We start from the raw sequence: 15,714 nt of genomic DNA on the forward strand, positions 1-15,714 counted from the left end.
CTCAATCGAACGCTTCTGCGCTTACAACTCGCCTGCGAAGGTCTAAAATGCCCCGAACTTTTGGTTCAGGACACTAGCTTCTTGATTTGACGTGTTTTCTTAACGCGAACCGGTAGCCACTTCGCTGGAAAACGCTCTAGAAAACGGGCACGAAAGCTACTGTTTGCTGGCCGTCCAGGTTCCACCACAACCGGTCGATTGCCGGAACGTTCCGGAGCCGCTGCGGCCGGAGAGACGGCCGGAACTGGTGACCGTGATGCCGTTGAAATTGCCGACCGTGCGGGCGGAACCGTTGCCGCTGACGCTGCCACTGACGCCCTGGGCGATGATCCTGCCGCTGGTCACGACCACCGCGCCAGTCGTGGTGCTGCCGCAGCCGACCGATGTAACCATCCACGCGCCGTCGAAATTGCCGCCGCCACCACCGCCACCACTGCGCGAGGTGCGGCGTGGACTCTCGGCTTCGGGCTTGCTGCGCCGTGCGGGCTTTTCGGTCTCAATTGCGCGCGGCGTGGCGCGAGAGCCCGACAGTGATTTCTCGTCATTGCCGATACTGCCGCCGGCGCTGCCGGATTGCGCCAGGCTGGCGCTTACGCCGAATGCGGCTGACATCAACAGGGAGAACAGAGCAATCCTGACCGAGCGTTGACCAGCGGCGTTTTGCATGAACAGGTGCCTTCAATTTCTCGAATGTAATGCCGGCCTTAACTGAGACGAGCGGGAGCCAAGTGCGATGCTATTGTTTCGACGCCGTCCACGTTCCGGAACAGCCGTCCGATCGCCTGAACGTTCCGGAGCCGCTGCGGCCCGAGAAACGGCCGGAGCTATTCCAACTCAAACCCGAGACGGATCCGCCTGACGTCGTAGAGCCACTTGAACTGACCTGACCGGAACTCAATTCACCCGAGATCCTGCCGCCGCTGATCACGAACCGCTCCGTGCTGCTGCCGCAGCCCTGGGATTGGGCAACCCACGTGCCATCGAAATTGCCGCCACCGCCACCGCCACCGCTCTTCCGCGCAGCGCGACGCGGTTCGTCGGGCTCGGGCCTTGGCTTGCTGCGTCGTGCGGGCTTTTCGGTCTCAACCGCCCGCGGCGTCGTGCGCGACCCCGACAGCGATTTCTCGTCATTGCCGATGCTGCCGCCGGCGCTGCCGGATTGCGCGAAGCCGGTCGTTCCGAACCCAGCTGACATCAAAAGGCAGAGCAGACCAACCTTGATCGAACGTTGAACAGCGTTTTGCATAAACCGATGCTTTCAATGACTCGAATCTAAAATCTAGCGGCCGGATCCGTCGGCGCAGACCGCACCGATGACGCGGCAAGACTTGCCAGCCTTGTTGCACTCGTCAAGCGCGGCCTCCTTGGCGCGCTGGATCGTGTCGCGCTGCACCAACGAGTAAGAATTCCCCGAGATTGCAAACGCGCCGCAGCGCGATCCATAGAAGCTGAGCTCGAGCGGACATTTGCTCGATCCGCAATTCTTGAGCGCATCGTCGACCGCCGCGCGCCGCGACGCGTGATTCCAGGAGATGCCCCATTTGTTGCTGTCGGGGCCGTAGACGATCGATCCCCAGGGTTTGAGATCGTCCATCTTGCGCAGCCGCGTCAGCACGCCCTCGGTGGCCTCGCCGGTCGGCGTCATGCTGCTCTTGGCCTGGAACTGGCTGATCGCCAGCCGCATGCCGTTCTTGCTGTCGAGCGGCTCCGGATCGAAATTGTGCTCGTAGAGCCGGTCGCTCAATTCCCTGAGCAGTGCGACGTCCTTGATCGCGATCCGGTCGGGATCGGGGCGTAGCGTGCTGGAGAGCTGCGGCGCCGGTTGCGGTGCGACCGCGACCTGCGGCGAGGCGGGCGAGCTGGGCGCGACAAAGTAGAACGTGCCGTCGATCGGCGAAGACGACACCCAGGGCTGCTGCGTGCCGCCGGTCTCACGCTTCACCGCGAGGCCGACCTGGTTGAAGGTCTGGAAAATATCGAGGCCCGATTGCTTGATCGTCGCCGCCAGCGCCTTGGTGTAGGGGCTGTTGCCGCCGGTGCCGTCCTGCGCGACGTTGCCGGGCTGCGTCGCGTAGGAAATCAGCGTGCCTTCCGGCGCGCGCATCTGGGCGAGGCCGCCGTCGGAGGCGCGCAGGCTGCGCGCGCCGAACGGATTATTACGGCAGGCATCGAGGATCACCATGTTGAGCCGCGTGCCCGAGCCCTGCATCTGGCGCAGTACGAGGTTGACGTCCACCATCTGGAAATCGACATCGGCCTCGCGCGTCGGATTGGCGCCGACCGGAACCAGATAGTTCGAACCCGATACCTGAACGCCGTGGCCTGCGTAGTAGAACAGTGCGACATCGGCGCCCTGGACCTGGCGGCCGAAATTCTGCACGGCGGTGTCCATGGCCGATTTGTCGAGATCGAGCTGGGCGCGGCCGCCGACCAGGGTAAAACCGAGACCGGCGAGCGTGTTGGCCATCAGCGCCGCGTCGTTGCGGGGATTGTCGAGCCGGGGAACGTTCTGGTAGGCGGAGTTGCCCACCACCAGCGCGATACGTTTCTCGGCGGCGGCGGGCGCGGTCGACACCAGCGACAGCAGAAACGCCCACGCTGCAAACGTCCAGACCTTGCCGCTGAAAGCCCCGCGCATTTCCAATAATTCCCCGCAATATGGCGGCAGGATACCAGCCTGCGCAGCCCGCGAAAAGCGGGCCGGATGTCCGATCGGTGCGGCCAAATGCTTCGACAGGTCGCTGCGCGGTGCGGTGCGTCGCTGGAAGGCCGAGGCGTGACGCCGGTCGGGCTTTGTGGCAGTTTTCGCCTGACAGGACCCAAAAAGAGCGGTCCGCGGGAGGATCGCATGAGCACGAAGTTTGCCGTATCGCGGGCAATCACGACGACGGTATTTCTATGCGGCCTGTTCGCGCTGCCGGCCCTGGCCGTTGCGGCCGAGCGGCCTCTCGGTGCAGACCCGGTCGCGGCATGCGCCGCATTGTCCGGTGCAGGCAGCGGTGCGATCAAGGTCGATACGGCCGCGCTGACCGAGCCGAAGCCGCTAACCGTCGCGCCGGGCGGACCAACCCCAGCCGCCCGCATCAGTCCCGCGACCCCGCAATTCTGCCGGGTGCTGGGTCATATCGATCCGATCGATCCGAAGGCGCCGCCGATCCGCTTTCAGCTCAATCTGCCGCTGCAGTGGAATGGCCGCTCGGTGCAGTATGGCGGCGGCGGATTCAACGGCGTGTTGATCACAGGGCTCAGTCTGCCGCCGGCCGCACCCTTCGACAGCGCCTCGCCGCTGGCGCGGGGGTTTGCGACCTACGGCACCGACTCCGGTCACGAGACCAAGCCGGGCGAACCGCCTCAGCTGTTTGCCGCGAACGACGAGGCCTTCGTCAATTTTGCCCATGCCTCCTACAAGAAAGTGCGCGACGCTGCCGCCATGCTGATGGAGCGCGCTTACGGCGCGAAGCCCGAGCGGATGTATTTCGTCGGCAGTTCGGAAGGCGGGCGCGAGGGCCTGACCATGGCGCAGCGTTACCCTGCCGATTTCGATGGCATCTTCGCCCGCGTCCCCGTGATCAACTGGGTCGGTCTGCAGCACGCCGGCACCCGTGCGGGCCTCGCGACCTGGGGGGAGGGGTGGATTCGCCCGGCGCAGGTCAAGCTCGTGCACGATGCGGTGCTCGCCGCCTGCGATGCGCAGGACGGCGTCGCCGACGCCCTGGTGGAAGATGCAGTCGGCTGCAAGGCGCGCTTCGATCCGGCGAAACTGCTCTGCGCCAGCGGCACGAGCGGCGACGCGTGCCTCAGCGAAGCGCAGGTCAACGCCATTCGCACGCTGCTTTCACCCTATAAATTCCCATTCGCGCTCGCCAACGGCGTCACCGAATATCCGGGTTGGGGCGTTTCCGGCGAGGGGACGAAATCCTATGGCCCGACCGGCGGATGGAGTGCGTGGTGGCTGGGCTCCGCGCCTCCGGCGCTGCCGCCAGTGCCCGCCAACGGCATCGCCTGGGTCTACGGTGCGGGCGGCATCGCGCATATCTTCGCGCGCGATCCGAATTTCGATGTCCGCAAATACCGGGTGGAGGATTTTGCCGAGCGGGTGCGCGAGGTTTCCGCGCTGATGGATTCGACCAATCCTGACCTCAGCGCGTTCAAGGCCCGTGGCGGCAAGCTCATCATGCTTGAATACATGGCCGACTACGCGCAGAGCCCCTATGCGGGGATCGGCTATTTCGAACAGGTGCAGAAGCGGATGGGTGAGGCGGCGACCGCCGAATTTGCCCGTCTCTATGCCGCGCCCGGCGTCGACCACGTCGGCAGCGGCGCACCGTCGAGCGTCGACATGCTGTCGGTTCTCGTCGACTGGGTCGAAAAAGGCCGCGCACCTGACGATCTTACCGTCGTCGAGCAGCAGCCAATACTCCCCATCACGGTTGACCGCTCATTGCCGCTTTGCCGGTGGCCCGCCTGGCCGCAATACAAGGCGGGCGATTCCAAGAGCGCAGCCAGCTTCGTCTGCGCGCGGTGATGTGGGCGGGAAATCTCGATCCGATCTGAAGGCGAGGCGCTGGAGTTAGCCGGGACAGCCTCGCCGTCAGCTCGCTGTTCCCGCGGCGAAAGCCGCGAACAATGCCTTTCCCTGCGGCCAGTTCTCAAGCTTGCTGGTCTCGTTGATGTGTCCGAGTTCTCCAACCTCGACGATACCGCCTCCCCACTGGCTCGCTCTGCCTCGGGCATATTCGACCGTGCCATAGGGATCGTCCGCGCTCGCGACGATGAGCGAGGGAAACCTGAATTGCGTCCGGGGCGGATTGGCAAAACTGGCGGCCTCGACGGGGAAGGCCTGAGCTTCCGGGTTCGGAACCGCCACTAGGAATGCGCCAGCCACCGGCGTCGTTGAAACTTGCTGCCAATGCGCCACCAGAAGGCACCCCAGGCTGTGAGCGACGAGGAGCGGCGGGTGCCGGGCTGCACCCACCGCGTGATCAAGCGCCGCGATCCAGTCATCGAGTTCAGGCTGATTCCAGTCCGTCGGCCGAAGCCGCTGCCATTTCGGATTTGCATCTTCCCAGCGGGTTTGCCAGTGCAACTCGCCCGATCCTCCGTTCCCCGGCACAATGATTATCTCAGCCATGTTCGCTCCGTTATCTCTGGTAACGGGACAAAGTTGACGTCTTCCGTTGCGATCGGGAATGGGAAATGATCGGAAAAGAAGCGTGCGCACCGATGGATTTAAGGTTCACCTCATGTCATCCCGAGAAAACAACGTTGTAGCCCTGGATCCCACAGACATCGCGATCATCGAAGCCATGCAGGAGGATGGACGCATCGCGATGTCAGAGCTTGGCCGGAGGATCGGACTGTCTCAGCCCGCGACGTCGGAACGGGTCAAGCGACTGGAGGAGCGGGGCGTCATTACCGGCTATGGCGCTCGAATCAACCCTGCCGCGCTGGGCCTCCGAATGATGGCCGTGATCCGCGTGCGTACGACCCACGAACATATTCAATCCTGCCTGAAGCAGTTCTCCGAAATGCCTCACGTCCTGGAGGTGCTGCGACTGACCGGAGAGGATTGTTTCATCCTCAAGGTTTTCGTGCCGTCCCCGCAACAACTGGAAACGATCGTGGACGCTGTGGCCAGGCACGGCGCTGTGACGACGTCGCTGGTCTTGCGCAGCGAGCAGCCCAAACCGATCGGTCGCAAGTTGATTCAGCTCGCCGGTGCGTGACGACTTCTCTTTCAGTCGTCATCTCGCACCGTATTTTGTTGAGCAGACTCGCTTCAGTTCTTCAGCACGATACGCCCGACGACCTTGCCGGCGCGCAGTTCGTCGATCCATTTCTGGACGTCGGCCATCGGTTCTTCCTTCATCGGCGTCGGTTTGATCTTGCCGGCGCGCGCAGCACCGGGGAATTACGGTGACATGCACTCAATGGACGCATCGCAGCAATTCGCAAGATCATGCGCTCATTGTGCACGACCGGACGATTTCATCCGCGGCCGATAGTCTCGAGCGGAGTGCGGTAGAGCTCGTTGCTGTCCCCGTCAGTAACGCGCACGGCACATCCTGTCGAACACAGCTCGGGACGAACGATGCAAAGCTCGTTCGCGAGGCTATCAGCTTTATCGATCGCGTAATCTGTGTTCTCGAGGATCATGCCGCCCTGGTTTTTAAACTCAGCGCCGACGACGAGATCAAAATTGAAGTATGGCATTAGAGCCCCCTGCCAATATTCCAACTGCATGGAATCTAACCTGAGTCTGTTTGGTTCCTTCATTACAATTCCGCGCGCGACATCTGATTGCGGTCGTCTGTTGCGTTTCGGTATCGCGACCGCATCATCGCGTGCACATCGACTAGGCACCTGCGGGTCGCTCGACTGCAGCATGCTGCCTATGAAGATCGATCTCGATTCGAAAAACGCGCAGCACCTTCAAGCGATGGCAAGCGCAAGCGGCCTGGGATACCCTGCTTGACCCCAAGCCTGTTATTCAACGACCGGACAAGATTCGCTTTGGCTGGTTGAAGAGAGGAAGAAAGATCAGAGCAGCACCGCCAGCGATTCCGTGGAACTACGGTGACGGTGCATCTAACTTACCGGTAATGTCTCGGAAGACGCGACAGCGTCGCTGTTGCCGCAATTCATGGCAACGCTGCGCGCCTGCATCGCCTCAGTTCTTCAGCACGATGCGCCCGACAACCTTGCCGGCGCGCAGCTCGTCGATCCATTTCTGGACGTCGGCCATCGGCTCTTCCTTCATCGGCGTTGGCTTGATCTTGCCGGCGCGCGCCAGCGCCATCAGTTCCTTGGCCTCGGCCAGCGTGCCCACCATGAAGCCTTCGATGGTCATGCGCTTGTAGACCCATTGCACCATCGGCAGGCTGAAATTACCGCCCATCAGGCCGGAGACCACGATCTTGCCGCCGCGCGCCACCACCGAGACCGCGAAGGCCATCGATTTTTCGTTGCCGGCAAAGTCGACGATCTCGTCGAAGCCGCCCTCGGTCTCCTTGATCATGCGCTTGACCACGTCGGGCTCTGCCGGGTCGTAGGCCACAGCGGCGCCGTTCTGCAGGGCGCTCTCGCGCGCGGCCGGGCTTAGGTCCGCCACCGCGATCTTCTGCGTGAACATCGCCTGCGCGAATGACAATCCCATCATGCCGACGCCGCCGAGCCCGATCAGCAGCAGATTGCGCTGCCGCGGACGATCGACCAGGCGCTTGAGCGCACCATAGGCGGTGACGCCGGAACACATCAGCGTCGCGGCCTGGTTGACCGGCAGCGGATCGTAATCCAGCAGATATTTTGCGTCGGGCACCAGCACGTGGCTGGCAAAGCCGCCGTCGATGGAGACGCCGAGGAAGCGCTGCTTGACGCAGAGATTCTCATCGCCGTTCGCGCAGTCGCGGCACTGCCCGCAACCGATCCAGGGGAACACCGCCTGCTTTTTTCCGATCAGGTCCTTCGGCGCATCGGGGCCGACTTCCTCGACCACGCCGGCGATCTCATGACCGAGCGTGAACGGCAGCGTCATGCCGCGCGTGGTATCGAGTTTCTTGCCGCCGCCGAGATCGGCGTAGCCGTCCTGGATGTGCAGGTCGGAGTGGCACAGTCCGCAACGTTCGATGCGGACCAGGACTTCGTTGCCTTGAGGTTTGGGCGTGTCGACGATGGTTTCGCACAGGGGCGCATCGAATTTGACCAGCGATTGGCGTCGCATCAGCGCCATGGCATTTTCTCCTCAGGGAACGTTTGATTTTGTGGTTCGTATATTGGTCAATTCACGGGCCATGGCAACAAAGCCGGAAACCGGGATCGTCTCGGCGCGCCGGGTCGCATCGACGCCGGCGGCGGCGGACAGCCGGGCCGGATCGACCGACAGCGACTTGAGGCTCTGGCGCAGCATCTTCCGGCGCTGGCCGAAGGCTGCAGCCGCCACCTGCTCGAGCGCGCGGCGGTCGCACGGCTCGGGTGCTTGCCGCGGCACCAGCCGCACCACCGAAGAAGTGACCTTGGGCTGCGGCACGAAGGCGGCCGGCGATATGTCGAACAGGATCTTGGTCTCGGCGCGCCAGTTGGCGAGCACGGCGAGGCGGCCGTAGGCCTCGTCATCTTCCTGGGCGACGATCCGTTCGGCGACCTCGCGCTGAAACATCAGCACCATCATGTCGTACCAGGGCGGCCAGGGCTCGATCGAGAGCCAGTCCACCAATAATGGCGTGGCGATGTTGTAGGGCAGGTTGGCGACGATCTTGGCAGGCTCGCCGCCGAGCAGAGGGCGGGGATCGAAATGCTGCGCGTCGGCATGCACGATCTCCAGCCGTCCCGGATAGCGCTTGGCGATATAATCGAGCGGCGCCAGTGCGCGTTCGTCGCGCTCGACCGCGATGACGCGCCGCGCGCCCAGCGCCAGCAATGCGCGCGTCAGCCCGCCGGGGCCGGGGCCGATCTCGATGATGGTGGCGCCCTCGAGCGGACCTGCGGCGCGCGCGATCCGTGCCGTGAGGTTGAGGTCGAGCAGAAAATTCTGGCCGAGCGATTTGCGGGCCGACAGGGAATGTTCGCGGATGACGTCGCGCAGCGGCGGCAGATCGTCGATCGCGCTCATTCAGGAGTGGCCGCCGCCATGCGCGCGGCGAGCCGCAACGCCGCGACGAGGCTCGACGGGTTGGCGCGGCCGGTGCCGGCGATGTCGAACGCGGTGCCGTGATCGGGCGAGGTGCGGATGAACGGCAATCCCAGCGTGACGTTGACGGCGTCCTCGAACGCGATGGTCTTGATCGGGATCAGCGCCTGATCGTGATACATGCAGATCGCGCAGTCGTAGGTTTTTCGCGCGGCTTCGTGGAACATGGTGTCGGCGGGCAACGGCCCCCGGACCTCGATGCCGTCGCGCCGCAGGATGTCGACGGCCGGCGCCACCACCTCGATATCTTCCATGCCGAGCGAGCCGTCTTCGCCGGCATGTGGATTGAGGCCTGATACGGCCAGACGCGGGCTGGCGAGGCCAAAGCGGGCTTTCAGGTCGGCCACCGCGATGCGGGCCGTCGTCACGATCAGATCGGTCGAAAGCTGCGCGAGCGCATCGCGCACCGACAGATGGATCGTCACCGGCACCACCGCGAGCGCCGGCGACCACAGCATCATCACCGGCTGCGGTGCCGCCCCGCCATTGGCGGCAAGCTCGGCGAGAAATTCGGTATGACCGGGATGACGGAAGCCGGCGCGGTACAGCACGCTCTTGGCGATCGGGTTGGTGACCACAGCGCTGGCCCGTCCGGCTCGGACATGGTCGACGGCCTGACGGATGGAAGCGAGTGCGGCGCTTGCGCTGGTGGTGTCCGGCTGGCCCGGCGGCGCGGTCGCCGCTTCGCCCGTTGCCACGACAGGCAATGCGCTGGCAAAAACGGCGGCCGCATCCTCCGGACTGCTGTCCGCGAGTTCGATTTTCAATCCGAGAATCTTTGCCCGCCCGGCGAAGCAGTTGCGATCGCCGAGCAGATAGAACGGCGGGAGGCCCAGTTCGTTACGCCGGAGCCACGCCGCGATGGCGATGTCGGGACCGATGCCCGCAGGCTCGCCGGATGTCAGCGCGAGGGGCTTTGCCATGCATCAACGACATTCGATCATTGCGGCTTTGCGGATCTCGGCCAGATAGGCTTTCTGCTTCGCCTCGTACTTCTCGGTATACATCTTTTCGCGGATTTCCCGCTTCTTCGGCGAATCGACGGTGGTGGGCTTCCTGCTGCACAGGGCGACCATTTCCACGCCCTGCTTGGTGATCTCGGGCGGGGTCAGGTGGCCGATCGGAGTCTTGTCGAGCATCTCGCGCAACGGGGGAGCAAGCTCAGCCGATGTTTTCGTGACGGAGTCGCGGATCGTGCCGTTCTGCATCGACTTGAAGTAGGAGTTGGCCGCCTCGCAGCTCTGGACGCGCTCGCGCAGGACTTCGGCTTCCTTTTTCCGCGCTTCGATCGCGGCCGGCAGGGCACCCCGCGGCACGAGCAGAACGATCGGCTGCATCTTGTATTCGAAGGCTTCGACCTTCGTCGCCTCGCCACCTTCCTGGGCGGCGGCGTTGACTTCCTTTTCGCCGACCTGGAGGCTCTCCTTGTAGCGGCCGCGCACCAGGCTGGTCCAAACCATTTCGGCCTTGAGGCGGGCCTTCAGGGTCTCCGGCCGGATGCCCTGGCTTTCAAGTGATTTTGTCAGCTGCTCGGTCGAGAGCCGCATCCGCGAACCCATCTGGGCGAAGGATTGATCGACATCGCTGGCCGTGGGGTCGACGCCGAATTTTCTGGCTTCCCGGATCTTCACCTTTTCGTCGATCAGCTGGTCGATCACTTCCTGGCGGGGCATCTGCTTGCGGGTCGTCAGGAAGTTCAGCTTGGTGCGCTGCTCGATATCGAGATTGGTGATGGGTTCGCCGGTGACCATGCAGGCGATCGATTGCGCGTGCAGGTGAGTGCCGCTGCTGGTGAGCATGGCCAGCGCAACCGAACAGCCTGCGATCCGGGACCGAAGGCGATGATGTCGAGGCTTGATGGTCGTCATGCTCATGTCAGGCGCATCAACCAATTCGATCCGCAATACGCCGGGAACTGTTTGGTAAGGCTTCCCACGTTCAAGGCTTCGCCCACGCTACTGAATGCCGCCGGCGCCGGAGGCCGACGTGGACGAATTGGCAATGGTCCGCAGGCCGATCTGAAGCATGAACCCGTGACTGAGGACCGGCGGCGTGGTGCCGGCGGAATAGGTGTAGGACGTCACATAATTGGCAGCGAGCACGAAGCAGTCGTCCACATAGCCTGCGCCGATGATGTACTGATTGAGCTTGTTGGCTTCAAGATCCCACCGCGCGGAACCCGACACCACCCAGTTCGTCGCCAGCTTGACCGATGCGCTGCCGAGCAGGCCCTCGCGCCGGGTCAGGTATCCAAGGGCTGGCTGCGCCGCATAATTGCCGTACAGCAGGCTGACCGACCAGCGGTCGAATGCCGCGCGGCCCTCGGCCTCGAAACGGTTGAGGTTGAGCGTTGCTTCGTCCATGCGCGAGCGCACGCTGAACGTATAGGTCCGGTTGGGCGAATAGTTGACGCGGGCGACATAGTCGGAGCGCGTGTTCTGCAGGCCGGAATCGACACCGGTATTGGTCAGGTCGGCGACCGCGAACGAGTTCATGCCGAACAGCTGATAGGATTGTCCGAACAGCACATTGACGCTGCCGCCGCGGTCGAATTGCGTAGTCGCCTGCACGCCGACATTGGCGCGGCCGCCGCCTTCGATGCGGTCGTAGCCCGAGAATTTGTCGATCGCGAACAAATTGCTGGCGTCGAACACCATGCTCTGCGCGTCTTCGTTGGGCAGCCTGCCGGCATAGGTCTCGTTGGGGCGGATGATGACCTGCGCGATCGGCTCGATCGTGGTGGTGCCCCAGGGCTGAACGTTGATGAAGGGATAGCGATATTCGAGGCCGACGGTCGGCATCACGCGCAGCGCGGTGGTATCGCCGACGGGCAGGAAATTCGAGACGCCCGGCTGATTCGAAATCGAGGCATCGACGGCGTCGACGCGGGCGATCGCGAACGGCGTCCAGATCTGGCCGTAGGGGTCGGTGTACGACCGTCGCCATTGCGCTTCCGCGGTGAACCTTGTGTAGGTGCCGGGGATGCCGCGCAGCAGACACTGCGAGGGTATCCGCGCGAGCGGATCGGCGGACGCGGTGGTGCAGAGCCCGTTGGTGTTCGCCATCGTCGTGATCGGATCGAACGCCGCGGTCGAGCGCGACAGGCTGGTGAAGTTGGTCTTGTAGCTGACCTCGCCGCCGAAGATCGGACTGTTGAGCACGTTGGAATAGTCGACCACCGGATGGATGACCGGAACCTTCTCCTGGCTGCCGGAGAAGCTGAGGTAGTAGATCGTGCGCGCGTCGAAGAAGCTGCGATTGCCGACGCCGGTCAGATAGAGCTGCGAGATCGCCTCGGTCGGCAGGCTCAGGAACGACCCCAGCGTATCCCTGTACTGGGCCAGCCGGTAGTCGGACATGAAGAAGTAGTCGGACAGCAGCACGCCGTCCCAACCCCAGGTCCATTTGTCGTTGAGGGCAAACTGGCCCTTGGTTTCGACGCCGCCGCGGAAGTCGCGGTCGCCGGGCTGGCCGGCGAAGGCGCTGGGCTCAAGCTGGTTGATGCCATAGGCGCGGATCGCGTACGAACCGTTGATCAGCCGCTGGCGGAATTCGCCCTGAAACAGCACGCCTTGCCGGGTCGTGATGCGCGGATTGAAGGTCGCGTCGTAGTCCGGCGCAATCGCCCAATAGAACGGCGTTTCCACGCCGTAGCCGTAAGGCGTGTACGAGCTGAGGAACGGCATCAGGAAGCCGGTCTTGCGCTTCACGGTGGGATCGGGCGTCGAAAAATACGGCAGATACGCCATCGGCACGCCGAAGAATTCGAGCTGGGCGTTCTCGAAATACAGCATCTTCTCGGTCTGGTCGTGGATGATGCGCGCACCCTTGACCTGCCACAAAGGCGGCTTCTTCGGATCGTCCTTGCAGGGCGCGCAGGCGGTATACACGCCGTTTTCGAACACGGTGTAATTGCCGCTGGTCCGGTCGGCACGGGTTGCCGCCATCCGCGTCGCATCCTCGGTGTCGACGCGCAGCGAATCGACGAAACCGTCACGGTAGTCGTCGCTCAGATCCATGATGTTGGCGTAGGTGACTTTGCCTTCGGCATCCGTCAGGCGGATGTTGCCCTCGGCGTGAAGGCGCTTGGTCTTCTGGTCGTAGATGACCTTGTCGGCCTCGACGCTGGTGCCGTTGTAGAACATCTGCACGTTGCCGACCGCCGACACACGCTGGTTGTTGTAGTCGTAGTCGACCTCGACGGCCTGTACGAGCATTTGCCCGTTGTTGTTGACGGGCCGGGGCGGCGCTTTGGGCGGCCGCGGATTGTAGGTGAAGCCTTGCGCCGAGGCGGGTGCCGTCCAGGCAAGCCCGATCACGCCTGCGAGGGCAAAGCCGGCGAGCAGGGCGATCATGGGGACGCTAACGGTGGCCAAGCGGCTCCGATGGCGGCGCAGCGGGCTGCACCGCCTGAACGCAGGCGACCTCAACTGGCGGGCGGCGACAACGGCCACTACCCGTCCTCCTGGTACAGCAAGGCCAAAAAACCGGTGAGGCCGCCCACGCATACGGGCAACCACGCCGCAGCGATGGGATGCATCAACTCAGCCTTGCTCAAATCCTCAGTTACTTTCGACAGAACGTAGAGCAGAAAGCCCGCACCCACGCCACTCAAAACCATCTTTTGCACGCCGCCCATCCGGAAGAAGCGAAGGCTGACCGACGCCGCCAACATCACCATTGCAGCCAGCAAAAACGGCTGTGCGATGAGCTTGTGATACTGCAAACGGTAGCCGGCGGTCGCAAATCCCGAGCTCTCCGAAGATCGGATATAGCCGGGGAGTTGCCAAAAAGACACAGTTTCCGGGGTCGAGAAACTGTTGCGAATCTGGGCCGGCGTCAGGGTTGTTGTGATGTACAGGTTTTCCTGTTCGATCGGCGGCTTGTCGAGGGAGTATCGGCGCACCGATTTGAACGCCCAGCGGCCTTCTTCCAGCGACGCCTCGCGGGCCTCGATTCGTTCCTTGAACTGCAGGTTTGTATCAAACCGGAACACCGTGAGACCGGTCAGCCGCACGCCCTGGCGCTCGCTGCGGGCGGCGTTGATGATGGTCTGGCCCTCGCTGTTGATCTGGTTCAGCCAGAATCCGGCAGCGTCCTGGATGCCGCCGCCGGGTGCCGAGCCGAACAGCTCCGCTTCCATCCGTTTGGAGAGTTCGCGCAGGTTCGCCGACATTGGATTGTAGGCGACTGTCGCCGCGGTGCCGAGGATGATCGCGCTGGCGAGCGCGGGTGCGATGAACTGCCAGGCGGAGACGCCGGCGGCGCGCGCCACCACGAGTTCGAGCCGCCGCGACAGCGCGAGGTAGCAGGTCATCGCGCCGATCAGGACGCAGAACGGCATCAGCTTTTCGAGCAGCTGCGGAACGCGGTACAGCGACGTCTGCGCGACCGTGATCGCCGACGCCGACGCCAGCCCCGAGGTCTTGCGCACCATTTCGATGTAGTCGACCAGCACCAGCAGCACGAAGATGCTCGCAAACACGCCCACCGCCGCGACCAGGAAGCGGCCGGCGAAGTATCGCCCGAGCGTATTGGTCAACATGCTCATGCTGTGGCCGGCCGTCCAAAGAGCCGCGCGAGGCGCGCATTCGATTTGTTGATAGCCTCGATCAGTGCGGCCGGCGGTTCCACCACCACGCCGCCGACAATCATCCACAAGCCGACGCCGATCGATGCGAACAGCATCGCGTACTGGACCAGCGCGGCGGCGGGATTTTTCACCGCCATGACGGAGCAGGCGAATCCGGCCATGCGCAGGCCGAACACCGCGATAATCGAACCGCCGATCGAAAAGTTGCGGCTCTGCCGCGTGGTGCGAGGCGTGCCCAGAAACGCGAACGTCAGGACCGCGAACGCGAACGGATACACCGGCGCCATCAAGCGGTCGTGCAATTCGGCGTAAAATTGCCCGCCCAATTTCTTGAACACCGGATCGTTTTCATCGGGCGAAACCAGTTCCCAGATGTAGCGTTCGCGAATCCCCAGCACCGCGTCGCGCTGATTGGAGAATTTCGACATGTCGAATGCGTAGCGGCCGAACGCCACCAGCGCGGGGTCGCGTTTTCCCGCCTCGAAACGTTCGAGATTGCCGTCTTCCAGCACCAGGTACGAGCCGTTCTCGTTCTTCAGCACCGTGCCGTGGTCGGCGATGATGGTGACGCGTTCTTTCGGATCGCGGCGATCGTCGACGAAGATGCCGGCGAGCACGCCGCCCGGCAGGCGTTCGCGGATGCGAATCGTCAGGTTCTGGTCGAGCTGGGCGAAGCGACCGGGCTGCAGGATGTTGGTCAGCACGTCGGCGGTGATCTCGGCGTCCCATTGCTTGATCCGGCGCATGCCGTCGGGGGCGAGATAGGCGCCGATGAAGGCGACCATCAGTGCCACCACGCAGGTGGCGTAGAAGAAGGGACGGAACAGCCGGAACGGCGAGAAGCCGGCGGCGTTCATCACGATGATCTCGGAATCGGTGGCGAGCTTGTTGAGCGTGTGCGAGACCGCGATCATCAGCGCGATCGGCGCGATGATCAGAACCAGCGCGGGAATCACCAGGCTGGTGATGCCGAGGAAGGTGATGATGGTCTGACCCTGGCTCGTCATCAGGTCGATGCCGCGCAACGCCTGCGTAATCCAGATCACGCCCGTCAGGCTGACCAGGACCAGCGCAAACGACGCAAGCGTCGTGCGGAAGATATACTTGTCGATCGACCCCATCGTTTATCGCACGATCCCACCTAGCGTGCCAAAAGAGCGGCTTGCGACCAATCCCGAAACCGGGATCCCCAAGGTCGCGCCGCCAGCCTTTCAGCCGTCTACACTCTCACTACCATCCCTTTGATCCGTCAACAAAATGGCCGGGCCGTGGCACCCTTAGGATATGGTTAATTATTCGGCCCCTGTGGCCTTGCGGCCACGCAGGCGCTTGGCAGCGCCGCGGCTGACAGGCCATAGTGCGGCAAATCAAGGTCCCGGCCGATCGGGACCGCCACCGACGAGACCATTCTGAATACCACTCCCATATCCTTGGG

General features: G+C 63.4%; 13 protein-coding genes and 1 pseudogene. 2 read left to right on the forward strand and 12 right to left on the reverse strand.

Translation table 11 applies throughout. From position 1 onward, the window contains the following. Positions 1 to 156: 156 nt before the first annotated feature. On the reverse strand, positions 157 to 666 hold the full coding sequence (locus JQ629_RS16090; protein WP_212413509.1) for a cytidine/deoxycytidylate deaminase family protein: 510 nt from the start codon (positions 664 to 666) through the stop codon (positions 157 to 159). A gap of 613 nt (positions 667 to 1,279) precedes the next feature. Then, positions 1,280 to 2,638: a caspase family protein gene (locus tag JQ629_RS16095; protein ID WP_212413510.1), complete on the reverse strand. Its 1,359-nt coding sequence runs from the start codon at positions 2,636 to 2,638 to the stop codon at positions 1,280 to 1,282. Positions 2,639 to 2,848: 210 nt separating this feature from the next. On the opposite strand from JQ629_RS16095, the gene JQ629_RS16100 reads away from it, so the two are divergent. After that, positions 2,849 to 4,525: a tannase/feruloyl esterase family alpha/beta hydrolase gene (locus tag JQ629_RS16100; protein WP_212413511.1), complete on the forward strand. Its 1,677-nt coding sequence runs from the start codon at positions 2,849 to 2,851 to the stop codon at positions 4,523 to 4,525. A 66-nt stretch (positions 4,526 to 4,591) separates the two neighbouring features. Here JQ629_RS16100 and JQ629_RS16105 read toward each other — a convergent pair whose 3' ends face one another. After that, entirely contained in the window at positions 4,592 to 5,131 is a 540-nt protein-coding gene (locus JQ629_RS16105; RefSeq protein WP_212413610.1) for an RBBP9/YdeN family alpha/beta hydrolase, read from the reverse strand. Between the two features lie 112 nt (positions 5,132 to 5,243). Here JQ629_RS16105 and JQ629_RS16110 point away from each other — a divergent pair, with 112 nt between their 5' ends. Beyond that, positions 5,244 to 5,726, forward strand: coding sequence for an Lrp/AsnC family transcriptional regulator (locus JQ629_RS16110; protein WP_212413611.1), 483 nt, complete (start codon positions 5,244 to 5,246; stop codon positions 5,724 to 5,726). A gap of 53 nt (positions 5,727 to 5,779) precedes the next feature. Here JQ629_RS16110 and JQ629_RS16115 read toward each other — a convergent pair. The 9 genes and pseudogenes from JQ629_RS16115 to lptF form a co-directional block, all read right to left on the reverse strand. Continuing rightward, positions 5,780 to 5,899, reverse strand: a pseudogene (locus tag JQ629_RS16115) (alcohol dehydrogenase); the annotation flags it as partial. 89 nt (positions 5,900 to 5,988) lie between these two features. Then, positions 5,989 to 6,243, reverse strand: a complete 255-nt coding sequence (locus tag JQ629_RS16120) for a hypothetical protein (RefSeq protein WP_249135088.1) — start codon at positions 6,241 to 6,243, stop codon at positions 5,989 to 5,991. Positions 6,244 to 6,670: 427 nt separating this feature from the next. Next, positions 6,671 to 7,729, reverse strand: a complete 1,059-nt coding sequence (locus JQ629_RS16125) for an alcohol dehydrogenase (RefSeq protein ID WP_212413512.1) — start codon at positions 7,727 to 7,729, stop codon at positions 6,671 to 6,673. 12 nt (positions 7,730 to 7,741) lie between these two features. After that, positions 7,742 to 8,608 carry a 16S rRNA (adenine(1518)-N(6)/adenine(1519)-N(6))-dimethyltransferase RsmA gene (gene rsmA / locus JQ629_RS16130; protein ID WP_212413513.1) on the reverse strand — a complete coding sequence of 289 codons (867 nt, stop codon included), beginning with the start codon at positions 8,606 to 8,608 and terminating at the stop codon, positions 7,742 to 7,744. Continuing rightward, entirely contained in the window at positions 8,605 to 9,609 is a 1,005-nt protein-coding gene (gene pdxA, locus JQ629_RS16135) for a 4-hydroxythreonine-4-phosphate dehydrogenase PdxA (protein WP_212413514.1), read from the reverse strand. Before pdxA ends, rsmA begins: the two co-directional genes overlap by 4 nt. A 3-nt stretch (positions 9,610 to 9,612) precedes the next feature. Beyond that, positions 9,613 to 10,554 (reverse strand): SurA N-terminal domain-containing protein, encoded by a 942-nt coding sequence (locus JQ629_RS16140; protein WP_212413612.1) that lies wholly within the window; start codon positions 10,552 to 10,554, stop codon positions 9,613 to 9,615. A gap of 87 nt (positions 10,555 to 10,641) precedes the next feature. After that, entirely contained in the window at positions 10,642 to 13,041 is a 2,400-nt protein-coding gene (locus tag JQ629_RS16145; RefSeq protein WP_212413515.1) for an LPS-assembly protein LptD, read from the reverse strand. A 98-nt stretch (positions 13,042 to 13,139) separates the two neighbouring features. Continuing rightward, positions 13,140 to 14,237 carry an LPS export ABC transporter permease LptG gene (gene lptG, locus JQ629_RS16150; protein ID WP_212413516.1) on the reverse strand — a complete coding sequence of 366 codons (1,098 nt, stop codon included), beginning with the start codon at positions 14,235 to 14,237 and terminating at the stop codon, positions 13,140 to 13,142. Next, on the reverse strand, positions 14,234 to 15,400 hold the full coding sequence (gene lptF, locus JQ629_RS16155; protein ID WP_212413517.1) for an LPS export ABC transporter permease LptF: 1,167 nt from the start codon (positions 15,398 to 15,400) through the stop codon (positions 14,234 to 14,236). The genes lptG and lptF overlap by 4 nt, the downstream gene beginning before the upstream one ends. Positions 15,401 to 15,714: the final 314 nt, after the last annotated feature.

Source organism: Bradyrhizobium sp. AUGA SZCCT0222, assembly GCF_018130205.1.
GTDB lineage: Bacteria > Pseudomonadota > Alphaproteobacteria > Rhizobiales > Xanthobacteraceae > Bradyrhizobium.